Here is a 17,396-nt window from a genome sequence, read left to right as displayed (position 1 = left end):
CTTCCCCGCGGGCCGTGCGTCACGAAGCCCGTTCGGGCTCCCCGCCTCGGCCGGTATCCGGGCTGGCGGCGATCCGGCTCGCCTTCCCGCGCGAAGACGCGCAGTGGCCCGCGTCCGCATGCGCAACGTGCATGCGAAACGCGCCCGAGCCGGCCTGCGTCATGCAACGCGGCCGCTTACCGTTGCGGGGGCAGCGCAGGTTGGCGGCGTCCTGGCGGAGCCCGCGCCCTGCTTCCCGTTTAACCGCGCGTTGCACGCGCGAGCACCGAGGCGGCGCCAGTTTAGGAGCGGGTCGCACGAGCGTCAAGGAAGCATCCGGGCACGCACGTGACGCGCCGATTCGCGGCAAGAAGCAGGGGTGTTACGACTGGAAACGTTACAGATGTCGGTTTGCGCGTTATTCCGCGCTAAAATGCTGGGTCTTTAGAGGACGCAGCAAATGCTCAACGAACTCGAAACCCTATCTCAAAATATTGGCCGTCTGATTTCGCTGAACAAGCGCTATCACTCGGAACGGCTCGCGCTCGAGGAGCAGGTCGCGCAATTGCGCGCGGACGCGGACACGGTCCGCGCGGAACTCGCGCAACTGCGCGACGAACGCAATGCGCTCGCGGCCGAGCGCGACACGCTGTCGGCAAAGATCGACGACGCCCAGGTGAAACTGAACGCGATTCTCGAAAAGCTGCCGCGCTCGAAAAGTGCGGAGCAAGCCGACAACCAGCTCGACCTGCTGGATGCGCAGGCGCGTACGGATGGCGATGACGCGGCCAGCCACGGAGAACATGCATGAGCACCAAGCAGATCGAAGTCTCGATTCTCGGTCAGGCCTATCGGCTCGCCTGCTCGGCCGAGACCGAAGCGGCACTGCTCGAAGCGGTCGCGCGCGTCGACGCCGAAATGTCGAAAATCCGCTCGAACAGCTCGGTACGCGGCACCGATCGCATCGCCGTGATGGCGGCGCTGTCGCTCGCGTCCGAATTGCTGCGGCTGCAAACGAGCGTGCGGCACGGTGAAGCATTTCCGGCGGAGGAAATCCGTCGTACAATGCACCAGATGAATGAACAGCTCGGCGCGGTGCTCGCACAGCACGAGACGCAGTAACGTTTTAATCGATGCGTCGATTCCCCTTGATCTCGGCGATCAACGGTGGTCAAATTGGCGCATCGAATCACAGTTCAGTCAGCTTCCCTGCCTGGTTCGCCAAGGTCATATATTCCTTGAACCAATGCCATGTGCACGGTTGCGGAAATTTGTAGCACGGGCGCGCGCGTCACTCTGTCTGATGTACCCGAAGTGCTGCTAACTGCGACCAATTCTGAACCTCAGGTTCAGGATGCCGGCCTAGCGGCCAAGGCGGGGGCCTATCCAACGGCATCGGGCGAAGCCCGGTGCCGTTTTCTTTTGTAGCAGCCTCTTTCTGCGTCGATCACGATCCATGCAATACTGGCTGATGAAGTCCGAACCGGACGAAGCAAGCATCGACGATCTCGCCAACGCACCGCAGCGCTCGCTGCCGTGGACGGGCGTGCGCAATTATCAGGCGCGCAATTTCATGCGCGACACGATGAAGATCGGCGACGGCGTGCTGTTCTATCACTCGAGCTGCCCCGAGCCGGGCATCGCGGGCCTCGCCGAAGTATCGTCGACGCCCTACCCCGACCCCACGCAGTTCGATCCGAAAAGCCCCTATTACGATCCGAAGTCGACCCGGGAAGCGCCGCGCTGGCTGCTCGTCGACGTGCGCTACGTGAAAAAATCGCCGCTCGTGCCGCTCGCCGCGCTGCGCGAACACGACGAACTCGCCGACATGCGCGTGCTCGCGCGCGGCAACCGGCTGTCGATCACGCCCGTCACGCGCGCCGAATGGCGGTTCATCACCGAAAAGCTGATGAAGTAGGCAAGCAGGCGCACGCCAAACGTCAAATCTGGTCAGTATGCGCGGCCGCCACGGAACTCGCGGCACTTTCGCGCGGCCTAAGCAACCGCTGCCGGCCGATCAAGCCGGCCGTCGTTCTTTTCGTCGCGCGGTACGCCCGCGTCGCGCACGCGTGATCCGCGTGCGCGCCCTCGCACAAGGAGTCCAACAATGACCAAGAAATCCGCACTCGCGCTGTCGCTCGCCCTTGCCGCCGCCGTTCCCGTCGCGCTGACGCTCGCGTCACCCGCCGCGCACGCGCAGGCCGCGAACCCGCACTTTCCGGAGCCGGCAGGCGTGCTGTCGCTGTCGTCGCAGGCCAGCGCCGACGTGCCGCAGGACATCATCCACATCACGCTGTTCTACGAGCAGCAGGCCAAGGATCCGGGCAGCCTCACCGCGCAGTTGAACCAGCGCGCCGACGCCGCCCTGTCGCAGGCGAAAAGCGTATCGGGCGTCACGGCACACACGGGCGCATTCTCCGTCTATCCGAGCACCGATCGCGACGGCAAGATTTCCGCATGGCGCGGCCGCACCGAGGTCGCGCTCGAATCGCGCGATTTCGCCGCGGCGTCGAAGCTGGCCGGCCAGTTGTCGAACCTGATGCAGGTCGCGAACGTCGAGTTCTCGCTGTCGCCCGAAGCGCAGCGCGCAGCCGAGCAGAAACTGACGACCGAGGCGATCAAGTCGTTCCGCGCCCGCGCGGACGAAGCCGCGAAGGCATTCGGCTACAGCAGCTACACGATCCGCGACGTGAACGTCGGTGGCGGCCGCAACGTGCAGCCGTATCCGCGCATGATGGCAATGGCCGCAGCACCGATGGACAGCGCGAAGATGAGCGCACCCATCGCGGTCGAAGGCGGCAAGGCCACCGTGTCGGTCACCGTCAACGGTTCCGTGCAGATGAAGTAACGCGCAGCGCGCGGCAGTCCGAAATGAAAAACGCCGGCCCGAAGGCCGGCGTTTTTCATTTCAATGCGTGGGACCATGCACGCGCCGATCGCGCGTGCATCGCCATCACCTCACGCAACGGCATTCGCCGCGCGGCGGCGATACGCCCAGACCATCAACGCGATGCCCGCGATGATCATCGGCAGCGACAGCCACTGCCCCATCGACAGGCCGAGCGCGAGCAGGCCGAGGAAATCGTCGGGTTCGCGCGCGAACTCCACCGTGAAGCGCGCGAGGCCGTAGCCGATCAGGAACAGCGCGGACACCGCGCCCATCGGCCGCGACTTGCGCGCGAAGAGGAACAGCGCGAAAAACAGCACGATGCCTTCGAGCGCAATTTCATAGAGCTGCGAAGGATGACGCGGCAGCATCTGGTATTGCATGAACACGTCGGCGAGATGCCACTTCTCGACGAGTTCCGGATGCTTCGGCAACCATGCCGCATCGTCGCGCATCGCGCCCGGGAACAGCATCGCCCACGGTGCGGACGGATCGGTCACGCGGCCCCACAGTTCACCGTTGATGAAGTTGCCGAGCCGCCCGGCCGCGAGCCCCGTCGGCACCATCGGCGCGACGAAATCGGTGACCTGCAGCCAATGGCGCTTGCGCTGCCACGCGAACAGCATCATCGCGAGCGTCACGCCGAGGAAGCCGCCGTGAAACGACATGCCGCCCTCCCACACCTTGAACACGTCGAGCGGATGCGAGAAGTAGAAATCGGCCTTGTAGAACAGCACGTAGCCGAGGCGGCCGCCGAGCACGGTGCCGAGCACGCCGTAGAACATCATGTCGTCGATGTCCTTCACGGTCCAGCCCTGCGCCGCGACGTGCGGCAGCTTCAGGCGGATCCGGCCGACGACGATCGCCGCGATGAAGCCGACGAGATACATGAGCCCGTACCAGCGCACGGCCAGCGGCCCGAGATGGATCGCAACGGGGTCGAAATTCGGGTGAATGATCATGGGTTAGCGAAGAAGTTTTCGAATGCGGTACGGCCGTCGCACACGCGCAGCACCGCGCGTTGGACGGCACCGGCGCGCCATCGTTCACGTCACGTGGCGAGCCCCTGCGCGCGCACGACGTCGAGGAAGCCGGCCAGCACGGGGCTCACGTCGCCGGTACGCCACACGAGGCCCGTCTCGACGACCGGCGCGTGACCGGCGAGCGGCCGGTAGACCACGCCGGTGCGCCGCAGGTTACGCAGCGATTGCGGCACCAGTGCGACGCCCATGCCGGCCGACACGAGGCTGACGATCGTCTGCATCTGGATCGCCTCCTGGCCGATGCACGGGGTTTCCCCCGCCGCGCCGTAGCAGCCCGTAATGATGTCATAAAAGCCGGGCGCCAAACGACGCGGAAAGATCACGAGCGGCAACGCGGCGACGTCCGCGAGATGGACGGGCTCGTCTTCAGGCGCGTCGCTCGCGGCCGCCGGCATCGCGATCACCAGCGGCTCGCGCAGGACGGGCAGGTACGACAGCCCGGCCGCGTGGCGCGGCGGCACGGGCGGAATGACGAGCCCCGCATCGATGCGGCCGGCGACGAGTTCGTCGATCTGCACGTCGCTCGTCGCCTCCGCGAGTTGCAGGCGCACCTGCGGATAACGTGCGCCGAACGCCCGCAGCAGCGAGGGCAGCAGCCCGTAATCGGCGGTCGACACGAACGCGAGCGACAACGAGCCGGCCTCGCCGCGCGCGAGCCGTCGCGCCAGCGGCGGCAACGCATCGGCCGACGCAAGCAGCCGGCGCACATCGGGCAACAGTGCGGCACCAACCGCCGTCAGCGCCACCGAACGCTTGCTGCGCACGAACAGCGCGACGCCGAGCGTGTCCTCGAGCGCGCGGATCGCCTGCGACAGCGGCGGCTGCGTCATCGACAGGCGTTCGGCCGCGCGGCCGAAATGGCGCTCGTCCGCAACGGTCGCGAAATAGCGCCACTGGCGCAGGTCGGGAGTCGGATCAGCCATGCGTCCTTCATTCATAAAACGACTTAATAGGCGACAAATAATATATTGGACATCCCAATCCGGAAACTCCATGCTTGACTGATCCGAACCGGCGCGCGCCGTGCACCGGCGCTGCCCAGACAACGATGGAGTCCCCCATGGCTTACAACCGCCGCTCGAAGCACATCACGCAAGGCGTGGCCCGATCGCCGAATCGCTCGATGTATTACGCGCTCGGTTACCGGAAGGACGATTTCGACAAGCCGATGATCGGCATCGCGAACGGCCATTCGACGATCACGCCGTGCAATTCGGGCCTGCAGCGCCTGTCGGACGCAGCCGTCGCGGCCGTGAAGGCATCCGATGCGAACCCGCAGATCTTCGGCACGCCGACGATTTCGGACGGCATGTCGATGGGCACCGAAGGCATGAAGTACTCGCTCGTGTCGCGCGAGGTGATCGCCGACTGCATCGAGACCTGCGTGCAGGGGCAATGGATGGATGGCGTGGTCGTCGTCGGCGGCTGCGACAAGAACATGCCGGGCGGGATGATCGCGCTCGCGCGCCTGAACGTGCCGGGCATCTACGTGTACGGCGGCACGATCCGCCCCGGCCACTGGAAAGGCCGCGACCTGACGATCGTCTCGTCGTTCGAGGCCGTCGGCGAATTCACCGCGGGCCGGATGTCGCAGGAGGATTTCGAAGGGGTCGAGCAGAACGCATGCCCGACGTCGGGTTCGTGCGGCGGGATGTACACCGCGAACACGATGAGTTCGTCGTTCGAGGCGCTCGGGATGTCGCTGCTGTACTCGTCGACGATGGCCAACCCCGACCAGGAGAAGGTCGATTCGGCCGCCGAGTCGGCGCGCGTGCTCGTCGAGGCCGTGAAGCGCGACCTGAAACCGCGCGACATCATCACGAAGGAATCGATCGAGAACGCGGTGTCGGTGATCATGGCGACGGGCGGTTCGACCAATGCCGTGCTGCACTATCTCGCGATCGCGCACGCGGCCGAGGTCGACTGGACGATCGACGACTTCGAGCGCATCCGCAAGCGCGTGCCCGTGATCTGCGACCTCAAGCCGTCGGGGAAGTACGTCGCGACCGACCTGCACCGGGCCGGCGGGATTCCGCAGGTGCTGAAGATCCTGCTCGACGCGGGGCTGCTGCACGGCGACTGCTTGACGATCACCGGCCGCACGATCGCCGACGAACTGAAGGACGTGCCCGCCGTGCCGCGTGCGGACCAGGACGTGATCTTCCCGATCGACCGCGCGCTGTACAAGGAAGGCCACCTTGCGATCCTGAAAGGCAATCTCGCGGAGGACGGCGCGGTCGCGAAGATCACCGGCCTGAAGAACCCCGTGATCACGGGCCCGGCGCGCGTGTTCGACGACGAGCAGAGCGCGATGGATGCGATTCTCGGCGACCGGATCCAGGCAGGCGACATCCTCGTGCTGCGCTATCTCGGCCCGAAGGGTGGCCCCGGCATGCCCGAAATGCTCGCGCCGACGTCCGCGATCATCGGCAAGGGGCTCGGCGAATCGGTCGGCTTCATCACCGACGGCCGCTTCTCGGGCGGCACCTGGGGCATGGTGGTCGGTCATGTCGCGCCCGAGGCGTTCGTCGGCGGCACGATCGCGCTCGTGCAGGAAGGCGACTCGATCACGATCGACGCGCACCGGCTGCTGCTGCAGTTGAACGTGGACGACGCGGAACTCGCGCGCCGCCGCGCCGCGTGGCAACAGCCGGCACCGCGCTACACGCGTGGCGTGCTCGCGAAATTCGCGGCACTCGCCCGGCCCGCGAACCAGGGTGCCGTCACAGGTTGACACGGGTACATCAGCGCATGCGACCCCGTTAAACATGACCGCCGGGGGAACGCGCAAAACGCGCTTTCCCTTTGCTTTTATAATGCGCGGGTCATGAAGCCGGCCGTCCCCGCCGGCGGAGAACCGCATGAAACACTCGATATTGCGCGTCCTGCTCGCCACGCTGCTGATCGGCAGCGGGGCGGCGGCGCGCGCCGACCAGGCCGACGGGCTCGCGCTTGCCCAGCGCAAGAACTGCATGGCCTGCCACGCGATCGGCAAACCGCTGATGGGCCCGTCGTTCCGCGACATCGCCGGCAAGTATGCGGCGCGCGGCGACGCCGTCGATTACCTCGCCCAATCGATCGTGAAAGGCAGTGTCGGCGTGTGGGGCAGTGTGCCGATGCCCGCCAATACGCAACTGACGAGCACCGAAGCCCACACGCTCGCGCAATGGGCGCTGTCGGTACGCTGATCCGGCCTCAACGGGCGGAAACCGCCTTCGCGCGGGGTTCCACTGCCAGGCAGGCCCGCCGAGGGCCGACCCGCACCTCGCCGGCCGCTTCACCGGCCTTTACTGAAATCGCACCCTGTTTTTTACCTGAACGGCCGCGCACTCAACCGGCATGACCGGCGCGGCGGCGTGCGATTTCTTCGTCGACCGCGTCGCGAACCCAGTCCATCACCTCGGTTTCCAGCGCCAGCGCCACTTCGCGCGTGATCTGGCCGACCAGCCAGGCCGAATGCTCGTGCAGCGCGTCGCGACAACGGGCCTCGATGGCGTCGCGCCCGTCCCCGGTCAGATAGTTCGTCAGGCGATTGCGCAGGCGCTCGGCGATGTGCTGGGCATCTTCCGGCGTCAGCCCGGCCATTGCCTGCGCATCCTGCTGCGTCGCAGCGGCCGGTGCGACGGCCTCCGGCATGTGCGCCTCATGCGCGTGCCCGACCGCCTCACGCGCCACCGCGGCGAACGCGTGCGGCAGCACATCGTCGTCGGCCAGCGACGAGCGCAGCGGCGCACTCATCGCCGCCGAGTCTTCGGCAACCACGTGCTCCGCGGCGCCGGGCTCCGCCGGCGCATCGGTCTCGCCAAGCGCGGCGGCGGCGACAGTCGCAGTCTCCACCGCCTCGTCGCCCGGCAGTTCGACCACCGGCACGTGCGGCGTCGGCACGGGTTCGACCACGACGGAATCGGGGTCGAGCGCGTCGGGCATGGAATCGGCCGGCGCCGCACCCGCGGTGCGTGGTACGAACACGTCGGTCAGCACCGGAATCGCCGCGCCGGCAGGCGGCTGCGCAGCGTCGGGCGCGGGCCCGCGCGCCGGCACCGGCTTGCCCGGCACCAGCACGTCGGTCAGCGTCGGGATCGAGGATGAATCGGCTTCTGTCACGGGAACACTCCGTCGACGGTTGCGGCTAGCTGCCCTGCTTGTAGTTGTTCAGCGCGTATCCGCGGTCGCGGTAGAACCGGTAGCGGTCGCGGCCCGCGGCCAGCTCGTCCGGCGCGTTGCCGACCACTTCGAGCAGGCGCTCGAAGCGGGCGAACTGCGCAGGCACGGCCGCGCCGAGGTTCAGCAGCACGTGATGATGCGGTGCGCGGTCGAGATCCGCGGCCAGCACGATCGGCGTACCGGCTGCGTGCTCGCTGTCGACACCGCAATGCGGGATGAAATCGAGCGGCGAGAACGTCCAGAGCCGCTCGTCGAGCGCGCGCAGGCGCGCGGGCTCGGCGAGCACGACGACCGGCTGCCCGGCCTGGTAGGCCTTGCGCAGCAGCCGGCACGCGTACGCGAGCGAATCGCCGACGTTCGAGTGGAAATCGATCCGCGTCATTGCCCGCGTACCCGCAGCGTCGTCAACACCGCCATCACTGGCCGGCGCGGTCGATCAGGAACTGCGCGAGCAGCGGCACCGGGCGGCCCGTCGCCCCCTTCGCCGCGCCGCCCTTCCACGCGGTGCCCGCGATGTCGAGGTGCGCCCACGGATAGCTGTCGGTGAAGCGCGACAGGAAACACGCGGCGGTCACGGCGCCGGCCGGGCGCCCGCCGATGTTCGCGAGATCCGCGAAGTTCGACTTCAGCTGATCCTGGTACTCGTCGTCGAGCGGCATGCGCCATGCCGGATCGTTCGCCTCGCGCGACGCGTCGAGCAGTTCGCCCGCAAGCGCGTCGTTCGTCGAGAACAGGCCGCTGTTGTGGCCGCCCAGCGCGATCACGCAAGCGCCCGTCAGCGTTGCGACGTCGATCACGGCGGCCGGCTTGAAGCGCTCGGCATACGTCAGCGCGTCGCACAGGATCAGGCGCCCTTCGGCGTCGGTGTTCAACACCTCGATCGTCAGGCCCTTCATGCTGGTGACGATGTCGCCCGGCTTCGTCGCGTTGCCGCCCGGCATGTTCTCGCAGGTCGGCACGATCGCGACGACGTTGATCTTCAGGCCCATCTCGGCGACCGCACGCATCGTACCGAGCACCGAACCGGCGCCGCACATGTCGTACTTCATCTCGTCCATGCCCTCGCCCGGCTTCAGCGAGATGCCGCCGGTGTCGAACGTGATGCCCTTGCCGACCAGCACGACCGGCGCGGCCTTCGCGGCGGCGCCCTGGTAGTGCAGCACGATGAACTGCGGCGGCTCGACCGACGCGCGCGCGACCGACAGGAACGAGCCCATCTTCAGCGCCTGGATCTGCTTGAGCCCGAGCACTTCCGCCTTCAGGCCCCAATCCTTCGCGATCTTCTTCGCGGTGTTGCCGAGGTAGGTCGGCGTGCAGACGTTACCCGGCAGGTTGCCGAGGTCGCGGGTGAGATCCATCCCGTTCGCGAGCGCGACGGCCTGCTTGACCGCGACCTTCGCGGCCTTTTCGTCGGACGGATCGACGCTGAACACGACGCGCTTGAGCGTGTGCGACGCCGGTTCCGGCTTGCTCTTCATCTGCGTGAAGCGGTAGGTCTCGTTGCGCAGCGCGAGAATCGCCGCGCGCACGCCCCAGTCGGAGCTGCGCTCGTCGACCGGCAGTTGCGCGAGCGTGAACGTGACCTGGACGACCTTGGTCGCCAGCAGCGCGCGCCACGCGGCCGTCGCTGCGTCGTTATAGGCTTTCTGGTTGAAAGCATCCTGCTTGCCGAGGCCGACGAGCAGCACGCGCGACGCGCCGATGCCCGACACTTCGTGCAGGAACAGCGTCTTGCCGCGCTTGCCGTCCATGTCGCCGGCCTTCACCACGCGCGAAATCAGTCCCTTGGTGGCCGTGTCGATGTCGAGCGCCGCGCCCGAGAGGGTCTGCGCCTCGAAGATGCCGAGCACGATGCAATCGGACTTCCCGGTCAGGAACCCCTTCGCCTCGCCTTTGCTCCAATCACAGCCTTTTATGCTAAAGTCCATCGCGCTTGTCCTCGGATAAAATCTGGGCTAAGGATGAAAGCCGCAATTATCCGCTATTTTTCCCGTGGCGGCGCGAGCGCTCCGCTACGCGTGCGCAGCCTCCCGCCCTCTTCTCTTCAAGAATGATCTTCGAACGCTCCCTCCAGCGCGAGCTTGCGTATACGGCTGGCGCCGTGTTCATGGTGCTGCTCACGATCATGCTCACGACGATGATGATCCGCATCGTCGGTTACGCCGCGTCCGGTGAAATCGATCCGCGGGACGTCCTCGTGCTGATCGGCCTCACCGTGATCGGCTACCTCGCCGTGATGCTCGTCGTCACGCTGTTCGTGTCGATCCTGTTCGTGCTGACCCGGTGGTACCGGGACTCCGAAATGGTCGTGTGGCTCGCGTCCGGCGTAAGCCTCACGCGCCTCATCAAGCCGATCGGCGTGTTCGCCACGCCGATCATCCTGCTGATCGCCTTCTTCGCGTTCGTCGGCTGGCCGTGGTCGAACCAGCAAAGCAAGATGATCAAGGCACGCTTCCAGCAGCGCGACGAGATCTCGCTGCTCGCGCCGGGCCAGTTCCGCGAGTCGGCCACGAACCACCGCGTGTTCTTCATCGAGAAGATGACGCCCGACCAGAGCAAGGTGCAGAACGTGTTCGTCACGTCGACCGAGAACGGCAAGGTCAACGTGGTCGTATCGCAGACGGGTCACACGGAAACGCGCGACGGCAGCCGCTTCGTCGTCCTGGAAGACGGCCGCCGCTACGACGGCACGCCCGGCCAGCCGAACTTCAAGATCATGGAGTTCGAGCGCTACGGCGTGAAGATCACGAGCACGCCGGTCACCAACGTGCCGACCACGAACAGCACGCCGACGCCGGACCTGCTGCGCAACCCGACGCGCGACAACCTCGCGGAATTCGCGTGGCGCGCGGGGCTGCCGCTGATCGCGATCAACCTGCTGGTGCTCGGCATTCCGCTGTCGTACCAGAACCCGCGCCGCAGCCGCACGATCAACCTCGTGATGGCCGTGCTGATCTACCTCACGTACTCGAACCTGCTGAACGTCGTGCAGGCGCAGATCGAGCAGGGCAAGATGTCGTTCGGCGTCGGCCTGGTCGGCCTGCACCTCGTCGTCGCCGCGATCGTCGCGTTCATCTTCTGGTTGCGCGTGCGCAATCGTCCGCTGTTTACACGCGCGCTGTTCGGCCGCTCGGGAGCATGATCGATGCGGCTCTATGAAAAGTACTTCGCGCGACAGATCTACGTCACGTTCGTCTTCATCCTGTTCGCGTTCTCGGGCCTGTTCTTCTTCTTCGACCTGATCAGCGAGCTGAACTCGGTCGGGCACGGCAACTATAAGTTCGGCTACGCGGTGTTGCGCGTCGCGCTGCAGACCCCGTCGCGCTTCTACGAGATCATCCCGGTCGCCGCGCTGATCAGCGCGATCTACGTGTTCGCGCAGATGGCCGCGAACTCGGAATTCACGATCTTCCGCGTGTCGGGTCTCGCGACCAACCAGGCGCTGCGTTCGCTGCTGAAGATCGGCATTCCGCTCGTGATCGTCACCTACCTGATCGGCGAATTCGTCGGCCCGTACGCCGATCAGTTGTCCGAGCGCGTGCGGCTGCAGGCGCTCGGCGCATCGGTGTCGTCGAACTTCCAGTCGGGCGTGTGGGTGAAGGACACGCTCGCGGCCCGCGAAAACGGCGAGCAGGTCACGCGTTTCGTCAACGTCGGCAGCCTGTCGCCCGACTCGACGATCAGCAACGTGCGCATCTACGAATTCGATTCGAAGTTCCAGCTCCAGAACGTGCGGATCGCGCAGACGGGACGCTACGAGCCGCCCGGCCACTGGCTGTTGAAGGGCGTCTCCGAAACCGAGCTGACGCCGATCAAGCCGATCAGCGGCCAGCCGGCCGACGCGCTCAACCCGGTGTACCGGTCGCAGCAGGTATCGCTGCCCGAATACCGGCTGCGTTCGGACCTGACGCCGCAGATCCTGTCGGTGCTGCTCGTGTCGCCGGAGCGCATGTCGATCATCAACCTGTTCCGCTACATCCAGCATTTGCGCGAGAACCAGCAGGACACCCAGCGCTACGACATCGCACTGTGGCGCAAGCTGCTGTATCCGTTCGCCGTGTTCGTGATGCTCGTGCTGTCGCTGCCGTTCGCGTACCTGCACACGCGGGCGGGCGTGGTCGGCGTGAAGGTGTTCGGCGGCATCATGCTCGGCATGAGCTTCCAGCTCCTCAACACGCTGTTCTCGCACATCGGCACGCTGAACACGTGGCCCGCGCCGCTCACTGCCGCGACGCCGGGCCTGATCTATCTCGCGCTCGGCCTGTTCGCGCTCAAGTGGGTCGACCGGCACTGAGCGCCGCGTCATGACGGAGGCTTCGACATGAGTTCGCACGGCATCGTCCTGTTCGGCCACGGCGCCCGCGACCCGCGCTGGGCCGAGCCGTTCGAGCGGCTCGCCGCGCGGCTGCGCGGCACCGCCTCCCCCGCGGCCCACGTGTCGCTCGCGTTCCTCGAACTGATGACGCCGACGCTCGGTGACGCGGTCGCCGCGCAGGTCGCGGCCGGTTGCTCGCACATCACCGTGGTGCCCGTGTTCTTCGGCCAGGGCGGCCATGTCCGCCGCGATCTGCCGCAACTCGTCGACGCGTGCCGCGCCGCGCATCCGGGCATCGAGATCCGCTGCGCGACGGCTGTCGGCGAAGACGACGGCGTGCTCGACGCGATCGCGCGCTACTGTATCGACCAGATCGACGGCAACGCGTGAGCCGCGCGGTTAGCGGTCAGCGTTGCACAAAGAAAAAGCGCCGGCTTGATGAAGCCGGCGCTTTTTTGTTTCGGACTGCGGCGGGATCCCGCTCAGGCCGCCCCGCTCAGGCCGCATTTCGCAGCGAATCGCCCTCTTTCGCCTGTCCGGCGCGCTCGGCGAACGCATCGCCGATCATCAGCAGGCTCGGTTCCGCGGGATCGAGCCACGCCTGCGCGTCGCCCGCCGCCATCTGCGCGAGCGTCAGCGTCAGCGTGCGCTCGCGCGCGGTGCTGCACGCCTCGACGATCGCCACGGGCGTCGCCGGCGCACGGCCTGCGTCGATCAGTTCCTGCGCGATGCCGGGCGCGCTGTCGCGGCCCATGTAGTAGACGATCGAATCGGCGCGCGCGGCTTCGCGGATCTCGTCGCTGCCCGGCGCGCGGCTGTGCGTCGCGAACGCGACGCTGCGCGACACGCCGCGCAGCGTCAGCGAACGCTTCAGCGTCGCCGCGCCGGCCAGTGCCGCGGTGATGCCCGGCACGACCTCGTAGTCGATGCCGGCTGCTTCCAGCGCGCGCATCTCCTCTTCGGCACGACCGAACAGCATCGGGTCACCGCCCTTGAGCCGCACGACGCACGCGTGCTCGCGCGCCGCATCGACGATCTGCTTGTTGATGAAGTGCTGCGCGGTCGAGCGCTGCCCGCAGCGCTTGCCGACCGCGATCCGGCGCGCGTTCGGCGCGTAGTCGAGCATCGCGGGCTCGACGAGCGCGTCGTGCAGCACGACGTCCGCCTGCGCGAGCAGCCGCGCGCCGCGCACCGTGATGAGGTCCGCCGCGCCCGGCCCTGCTCCGATCAGATACACCTTGCCCATGTTTGTCGCTTCGCTTCGTCCGTGCGGACGTTTGCCTACGGCCCGCGCCGCCGTGTGGCGGCGCGGTTTGCCGCGCAGATTGACGATTACGCCGAGAACGCCCGGATCATGCCCGCGGCGACCGTGTGATGCGTCGCCTCGTCGATCAGCACGAACGCACCGGTACCCGGATGCGCGTCGTACGTGTCGCAGACGATCGGCTTCTGCAGCGTCAGCGCGACACGGCCGATGTCGTTCATCTTCAGGTCGTGACGGTCGGTCGCATGCGACAGCGTGTGCACGTCGAGCACCTGCTTGACGCCGCCGATCTTCGCGAACACCGTGCTGGTGGTCTGCTTCAGCAGGTACTTGCGCTGCGGCGACAGCGGCGTCTCGTCGAACCAGCACAGATCGGCTTCGAGCTTCTTCGCCGGTGCAACCGGCTCGCCGGAGGTGACGAACATGTCGCCGCGCGACACGTCGACGTCTTCCGCGAGGCGGATCGTCACGGTCTGGCCCGCGAACGCGTGCGCGACCGACGCGGTGCCGCCCGGCACCGGCGCGACGATCTCGGCGACCGTCGCCGTGCGGTTCGACGGCAACACGGCGATCTCGTCGCCGACCTTCACCTCGCCCGACTCGATACGGCCCATGTAGCCGCGGAAATCGTCGGCCGAGCTGCCGTCCTGGCGCGCGACCCACTGCACCGGGAAGCGCAGCGCGTCATGCGCCTGCGTCTCGACCGGCAGCGATTCGAGCACGTCGAGCAGCGGTTCGCCCGCGTACCACGGCATGCGTTCGCTCGCGCCGACGATGTTGTCGCCCTTCAGCGCCGACACCGGCACGAAGCGCACGTCGGTGAGGCCGAGCTGCTTCGCGAGCGCGACGTACGCGTCGCGGATCTCGTTGAAGCGCGCTTCGCTGTAGTCGACGAGGTCCATCTTGTTGATCGCGACGATCACGTGCTGCAGCGCGAGCAGCTTGACGATCGCGCTGTGACGCTTGGTCTGCGGCAGCAGGTCGGCGACACCGTTCTCGACCGTCACGCGCGTCGCGTCGATCAGGATGATCGCCGCATGCGCGGTCGATGCGCCCGTCACCATGTTGCGCGTGTACTGCTCGTGGCCCGGCGTATCGGCGATGATGAACTTGCGCTTCGCGGTCGCGAAGTAGCGGTACGCGACGTCGATCGTGATGCCCTGCTCCCGCTCGGCTTCGAGACCGTCGGTCAGGAGCGCGAGGTCGAGCTCGTCGCCGACCGTGCGCTTGTTCTTCGCGCGCGACAGCGCGGACAGCTGGTCGGACAGCACGGCCTTGCTGTCGTACAGCAGGCGGCCGATCAGCGTGCTCTTGCCGTCGTCGACGCTGCCTGCGGTGATGAAGCGCAACACGCCGAGGTCTTCGGTGTTCTCGATGATGCTCATGATGTGAATGTCCTCGTGTGCTTCAGAAATAACCTTGCTTCTTGCGCTGTTCCATCGCGGCTTCGGAGGCCTGGTCGTCCATCCGGGTCGCGCCGCGCTCGGTGATCTCGGTCACCGCCGTCTCGGCGATGATCTTCTCGACGTCGTCCGCGTCGCTCTCGACCGGGCACGTGCAGCTGATGTCGCCCACGGTACGGAAGCGCACCTGCGCGAGCTCGCTCGTCTCGCCGTCACGCATCGGCGTGAGCGGCGTGACCGGCACGAGCAGGCCGTTGCGGCGCACGATCTCGCGCTGGTGCGCGTAGTAGATCGACGGCAGTTCGAGGTTCTCGCGCGCGATGTACTGCCACACGTCGAGTTCCGTCCAGTTCGAGATCGGGAACACGCGCAGGTGCTCGCCGTTGTGCAGGCGGGCGTTGTACAGGCTCCACAGTTCCGGGCGCTGCGCCTTCGGGTCCCATTGGCCGAATTCGTCGCGGAACGAGAAGATCCGCTCCTTCGCGCGTGCCTTCTCTTCGTCGCGGCGCGCACCGCCGATCAGCGCCGTATAGCCGTGCTGCTCGATCGTCTCGAGCAGCGTGACGGCCTGTGCGGCGTTGCGCGAATCGGTTTCGCGGCGCAGCACGACCGTGCCGCGCTTGATCGAATCCTCGACGTGACCGACGACCAGCTCGGCGCCGAGTTCTTTCGCTCGGCGGTCGCGGAAGTCGATCACTTCTTCGTAGTTGTGGCCCGTGTCGATGTGCACGAGCGGGAACGGCAGCGTCGTCTTGCGGTTCGCGCCGAGGCCGAACGCCTTCAGCGCCAGGTGCAGCACGACGACCGAATCCTTGCCGCCCGAGAACAACAGCGCCGGCTTGCTGCATTCGGCGACCAGTTCGCGCAGGATGTGGATCGACTCGGCTTCGAGCCAGTCGAGGTGGCCCATGCGGTTGTCGGCACCGGCGGGCGGGGCAAAGGCGGATTGCTCGAGCGTCGTGCTCATGATTTCAGTCCTTCTCTTCTGGGTTCGTGCCGCCCGCTGTCGCGGGCGGCGCAATATTCAGTTTCTTGTCAGGCTTTCAGTGCGTGGCGCCGGCAACGGCGTCCGCGGGAATCGGCGTGATCGTGATGTGCAGGCCGCATTCCTTCGTGTCGCGCGACTCCCACCACCAGCGGCCCGCGCGGCTGTCCTCGCCGGGGCGGATCGCCCGCGTACAGGGCTCGCAGCCGATACTCGGATAGCCGCGCGCATGCAGCGGGTTCACCGGCACGTCAAACGCGTTAAGGTACGCCCACACGTCGCTTTCCGTCCAGTCGGCGAGCGGGTTGTACTTCGCGATCCCGCGCGCTTCGTCCTGCTCTTCCTCGTGCAGCTCGGCACGCGTGACCGACTGCTCGCGGCGCTGGCCCGTGACCCATGCCCCGACGTCGGCCAGCGCGCGATTCAGCGGCTCGACCTTGCGGATGTGGCAGCACGACTTGCGCAGCTCGACGCTTTCGTAGAACGCGTTCAGGCCGTGCTCGGCGACGTACTGGTCGACCGCGTCCTGCTGCGGGTGAAACTGCTCGATCTCGTAGCCGTAGCGCTCGCGCACGCGGTCGATCATGCCGAGCGTTTCCGCATGCAGGCGGCCCGTGTTCAGCGAGAAGATGCCGATCCGGACGCCCTTCGACAGGATCGCGTGCGTCAGCAGCATGTCTTCCGCCGCGAGACTGCTCGCGAACTTCACCTTGTCGTGACGCGCACCGATCTGCGCGAGCAGCGCGTCGAGGCGCTCGACCTTCGCGGCGAGCTCCGGGCTCAGCGCGGTGGTGGCGGCGGTACTCATGCGCCCACCTTCGCTTCAGCCACGCCAGCCGCCGCGGCGCGGCGGCGGAACAGCGGTTCGGGCTGGTCGAACGCGCCCTGATAACGCTGCGTGAATTCCGTGAACGCGTTCAGCGCGTCGTGGATGTCCTTGTCGGCGCGCACCGCGAACGCGTCGAAGCCGCAACGCGACATGTACAGCAACTGATCGCGCAGCACGTCGCCGATCGCGCGCAGTTCGCCCGTCCAGCCGTGGCGCTCGCGCAGCAGGCGCGCGATGCTGTAGCCGCGGCCGTCCGCGAAGCGCGGGAAGTCGACGGCGACCAGCGAAATCGCGCCGAAGTCGGCCACGAGATCGGCCGGCTCGCTGTCCGGGGCGAGCCACACGCCGAGCTCGTCCTTCGTCTTCGCGGCGACGAGCGCCGCGCGCTCGGCCTGCCACAACGCGAACGGCACCAGCACCTTGCCGGCCGGCAACGCGTCGACCGCGGGCAGTGCACCGTCTTCCGCCGCGCGCACGACTTGCCATGCATCGTCGATCACTGCGCGGTTCTTGATAATCGAAGCCAT

The 17,396-nt window shown here is 66.9% G+C and carries 19 protein-coding genes, 1 other RNA gene and 1 riboswitch; of the genes, 10 read left to right on the top strand and 10 right to left on the bottom strand.

The window, feature by feature from the left end; genetic code table 11:
- Positions 1-30: 30 nt before the first annotated feature.
- A riboswitch (cobalamin riboswitch) is annotated at positions 31-285 on the bottom strand.
- Positions 286-439: 154 nt separating this feature from the next.
- The 5 genes from FOZ70_RS17850 to FOZ70_RS17830 all read left to right on the top strand — a co-directional run bounded on the left by FOZ70_RS17850 (position 440) and on the right by FOZ70_RS17830 (position 2,827).
- Positions 440-790 carry a hypothetical protein gene (locus FOZ70_RS17850; RefSeq protein WP_021160796.1) on the top strand — a complete coding sequence of 117 codons (351 nt, stop codon included), beginning with the start codon at positions 440-442 and terminating at the stop codon, positions 788-790.
- Positions 787-1,101, top strand: coding sequence for a cell division protein ZapA (locus FOZ70_RS17845; RefSeq protein ID WP_011352906.1), 315 nt, complete (start codon positions 787-789; stop codon positions 1,099-1,101). The genes FOZ70_RS17850 and FOZ70_RS17845 overlap by 4 nt, the downstream gene beginning before the upstream one ends.
- An 81-nt stretch (positions 1,102-1,182) precedes the next feature.
- Positions 1,183-1,364: non-coding RNA, 6S RNA (gene ssrS, locus FOZ70_RS17840), on the top strand.
- Between the two features lie 71 nt (positions 1,365-1,435).
- The gene (locus tag FOZ70_RS17835) at positions 1,436-1,897 is read left to right on the top strand and encodes an EVE domain-containing protein (protein WP_021160795.1); all 462 of its coding nucleotides are present in this window, start codon (positions 1,436-1,438) and stop codon (positions 1,895-1,897) included.
- A gap of 189 nt (positions 1,898-2,086) precedes the next feature.
- Positions 2,087-2,827, top strand: a complete 741-nt coding sequence (locus FOZ70_RS17830) for an SIMPL domain-containing protein (protein WP_048022579.1) — start codon at positions 2,087-2,089, stop codon at positions 2,825-2,827.
- Positions 2,828-2,937: 110 nt separating this feature from the next.
- Here the strand turns inward: FOZ70_RS17830 and lgt are convergent, their stop codons facing one another.
- The gene (lgt, locus tag FOZ70_RS17825) at positions 2,938-3,828 is read right to left on the bottom strand and encodes a prolipoprotein diacylglyceryl transferase (RefSeq protein WP_048022580.1); all 891 of its coding nucleotides are present in this window, start codon (positions 3,826-3,828) and stop codon (positions 2,938-2,940) included.
- 89 nt (positions 3,829-3,917) lie between these two features.
- A complete protein-coding gene (locus tag FOZ70_RS17820) occupies positions 3,918-4,832 on the bottom strand; it encodes a LysR substrate-binding domain-containing protein (protein WP_060069670.1) in 915 nt (304 codons plus the stop codon).
- Positions 4,833-4,969: 137 nt separating this feature from the next.
- Here FOZ70_RS17820 and ilvD point away from each other — a divergent pair, with 137 nt between their 5' ends.
- Together ilvD and FOZ70_RS17810 are read left to right on the top strand one after the other, a co-directional pair.
- Positions 4,970-6,643 (top strand): dihydroxy-acid dehydratase, encoded by a 1,674-nt coding sequence (gene ilvD, locus FOZ70_RS17815; protein WP_219706364.1) that lies wholly within the window; start codon positions 4,970-4,972, stop codon positions 6,641-6,643.
- A 127-nt stretch (positions 6,644-6,770) separates the two neighbouring features.
- Positions 6,771-7,097 (top strand): c-type cytochrome, encoded by a 327-nt coding sequence (locus FOZ70_RS17810; protein ID WP_021160789.1) that lies wholly within the window; start codon positions 6,771-6,773, stop codon positions 7,095-7,097.
- A 142-nt stretch (positions 7,098-7,239) separates the two neighbouring features.
- Here the strand turns inward: FOZ70_RS17810 and FOZ70_RS17805 are convergent, their stop codons facing one another.
- Genes FOZ70_RS17805 through FOZ70_RS17795 form a run of 3 tightly spaced genes read right to left on the bottom strand, consistent with a single transcriptional unit; the run spans position 7,240 to position 10,001 of the window.
- Positions 7,240-8,013, bottom strand: a complete 774-nt coding sequence (locus FOZ70_RS17805; protein WP_219706363.1) for a DUF2486 family protein — start codon at positions 8,011-8,013, stop codon at positions 7,240-7,242.
- Positions 8,014-8,038: 25 nt separating this feature from the next.
- Positions 8,039-8,455 carry a DNA polymerase III subunit chi gene (locus tag FOZ70_RS17800; RefSeq protein WP_021160787.1) on the bottom strand — a complete coding sequence of 139 codons (417 nt, stop codon included), beginning with the start codon at positions 8,453-8,455 and terminating at the stop codon, positions 8,039-8,041.
- Positions 8,456-8,489: 34 nt separating this feature from the next.
- Complete coding sequence (locus FOZ70_RS17795) at positions 8,490-10,001, bottom strand: leucyl aminopeptidase (protein ID WP_021160786.1); 1,512 nt, start codon at positions 9,999-10,001, stop codon at positions 8,490-8,492.
- Between the two features lie 122 nt (positions 10,002-10,123).
- Here FOZ70_RS17795 and lptF point away from each other — a divergent pair, with 122 nt between their 5' ends.
- From lptF to FOZ70_RS17780, 3 genes are read left to right on the top strand one after another with little or no spacing between them, the layout of a single operon-like run.
- On the top strand, positions 10,124-11,215 hold the full coding sequence (lptF, locus tag FOZ70_RS17790; RefSeq protein ID WP_021160785.1) for an LPS export ABC transporter permease LptF: 1,092 nt from the start codon (positions 10,124-10,126) through the stop codon (positions 11,213-11,215).
- A gap of 3 nt (positions 11,216-11,218) precedes the next feature.
- A complete protein-coding gene (gene lptG / locus FOZ70_RS17785) occupies positions 11,219-12,367 on the top strand; it encodes an LPS export ABC transporter permease LptG (protein ID WP_021160784.1) in 1,149 nt (382 codons plus the stop codon).
- 27 nt (positions 12,368-12,394) lie between these two features.
- Complete coding sequence (locus FOZ70_RS17780; RefSeq protein WP_124815329.1) at positions 12,395-12,778, top strand: CbiX/SirB N-terminal domain-containing protein; 384 nt, start codon at positions 12,395-12,397, stop codon at positions 12,776-12,778.
- Between the two features lie 106 nt (positions 12,779-12,884).
- Here FOZ70_RS17780 and cobA read toward each other — a convergent pair whose 3' ends face one another.
- The 5 genes from cobA to FOZ70_RS17755 all read right to left on the bottom strand — a co-directional run bounded on the left by cobA (position 12,885) and on the right by FOZ70_RS17755 (position 17,396).
- The gene (gene cobA, locus FOZ70_RS17775) at positions 12,885-13,634 is read right to left on the bottom strand and encodes a uroporphyrinogen-III C-methyltransferase (RefSeq protein WP_048022585.1); all 750 of its coding nucleotides are present in this window, start codon (positions 13,632-13,634) and stop codon (positions 12,885-12,887) included.
- Between the two features lie 86 nt (positions 13,635-13,720).
- On the bottom strand, positions 13,721-15,037 hold the full coding sequence (locus FOZ70_RS17770; protein ID WP_059648838.1) for a sulfate adenylyltransferase subunit 1: 1,317 nt from the start codon (positions 15,035-15,037) through the stop codon (positions 13,721-13,723).
- A gap of 22 nt (positions 15,038-15,059) precedes the next feature.
- On the bottom strand, positions 15,060-16,022 hold the full coding sequence (cysD, locus tag FOZ70_RS17765; protein ID WP_059496676.1) for a sulfate adenylyltransferase subunit CysD: 963 nt from the start codon (positions 16,020-16,022) through the stop codon (positions 15,060-15,062).
- Between the two features lie 76 nt (positions 16,023-16,098).
- Positions 16,099-16,848: a phosphoadenylyl-sulfate reductase gene (locus FOZ70_RS17760; protein ID WP_021160779.1), complete on the bottom strand. Its 750-nt coding sequence runs from the start codon at positions 16,846-16,848 to the stop codon at positions 16,099-16,101.
- Complete coding sequence (locus FOZ70_RS17755; RefSeq protein ID WP_021160778.1) at positions 16,845-17,396, bottom strand: DUF934 domain-containing protein; 552 nt, start codon at positions 17,394-17,396, stop codon at positions 16,845-16,847. The genes FOZ70_RS17760 and FOZ70_RS17755 overlap by 4 nt, the downstream gene beginning before the upstream one ends.

This window comes from Burkholderia sp. COPS (assembly GCF_019425585.1).
GTDB classification, from domain to species: domain Bacteria; phylum Pseudomonadota; class Gammaproteobacteria; order Burkholderiales; family Burkholderiaceae; genus Burkholderia; species Burkholderia cepacia.
The sequence above is the reverse complement of the archived record's forward strand: the minus strand, read 5'-3'. Positions and strand labels throughout refer to the sequence as shown.

Bases quoted from the DNA above. Each gene is read 5' to 3' on its own strand.
- lgt (WP_048022580.1), bottom strand. From the start codon at position 3,828: ATGATCATTCACCCGAATTTCGACCCCGTTGCGATCCATCTCGGGCCG.
- FOZ70_RS17760 (WP_021160779.1), bottom strand. From the start codon at position 16,848: ATGAGTACCGCCGCCACCACCGCGCTGAGCCCGGAGCTCGCCGCGAAG.
- cysD (WP_059496676.1), bottom strand. From the start codon at position 16,022: ATGAGCACGACGCTCGAGCAATCCGCCTTTGCCCCGCCCGCCGGTGCC.
- ilvD (WP_219706364.1), top strand. From the start codon at position 4,970: ATGGCTTACAACCGCCGCTCGAAGCACATCACGCAAGGCGTGGCCCGA.
- FOZ70_RS17850 (WP_021160796.1), top strand. From the start codon at position 440: ATGCTCAACGAACTCGAAACCCTATCTCAAAATATTGGCCGTCTGATT.
- FOZ70_RS17755 (WP_021160778.1), bottom strand. From the start codon at position 17,396: ATGGCTTCGATTATCAAGAACCGCGCAGTGATCGACGATGCATGGCAA.
- FOZ70_RS17820 (WP_060069670.1), bottom strand. From the start codon at position 4,832: ATGGCTGATCCGACTCCCGACCTGCGCCAGTGGCGCTATTTCGCGACC.
- FOZ70_RS17800 (WP_021160787.1), bottom strand. From the start codon at position 8,455: ATGACGCGGATCGATTTCCACTCGAACGTCGGCGATTCGCTCGCGTAC.
- cobA (WP_048022585.1), bottom strand. From the start codon at position 13,634: ATGGGCAAGGTGTATCTGATCGGAGCAGGGCCGGGCGCGGCGGACCTC.
- FOZ70_RS17845 (WP_011352906.1), top strand. From the start codon at position 787: ATGAGCACCAAGCAGATCGAAGTCTCGATTCTCGGTCAGGCCTATCGG.
- FOZ70_RS17770 (WP_059648838.1), bottom strand. From the start codon at position 15,037: ATGAGCATCATCGAGAACACCGAAGACCTCGGCGTGTTGCGCTTCATC.
- FOZ70_RS17795 (WP_021160786.1), bottom strand. From the start codon at position 10,001: ATGGACTTTAGCATAAAAGGCTGTGATTGGAGCAAAGGCGAGGCGAAG.
- FOZ70_RS17830 (WP_048022579.1), top strand. From the start codon at position 2,087: ATGACCAAGAAATCCGCACTCGCGCTGTCGCTCGCCCTTGCCGCCGCC.
- FOZ70_RS17835 (WP_021160795.1), top strand. From the start codon at position 1,436: ATGCAATACTGGCTGATGAAGTCCGAACCGGACGAAGCAAGCATCGAC.
- FOZ70_RS17810 (WP_021160789.1), top strand. From the start codon at position 6,771: ATGAAACACTCGATATTGCGCGTCCTGCTCGCCACGCTGCTGATCGGC.
- lptG (WP_021160784.1), top strand. From the start codon at position 11,219: ATGCGGCTCTATGAAAAGTACTTCGCGCGACAGATCTACGTCACGTTC.
- lptF (WP_021160785.1), top strand. From the start codon at position 10,124: ATGATCTTCGAACGCTCCCTCCAGCGCGAGCTTGCGTATACGGCTGGC.
- FOZ70_RS17780 (WP_124815329.1), top strand. From the start codon at position 12,395: ATGAGTTCGCACGGCATCGTCCTGTTCGGCCACGGCGCCCGCGACCCG.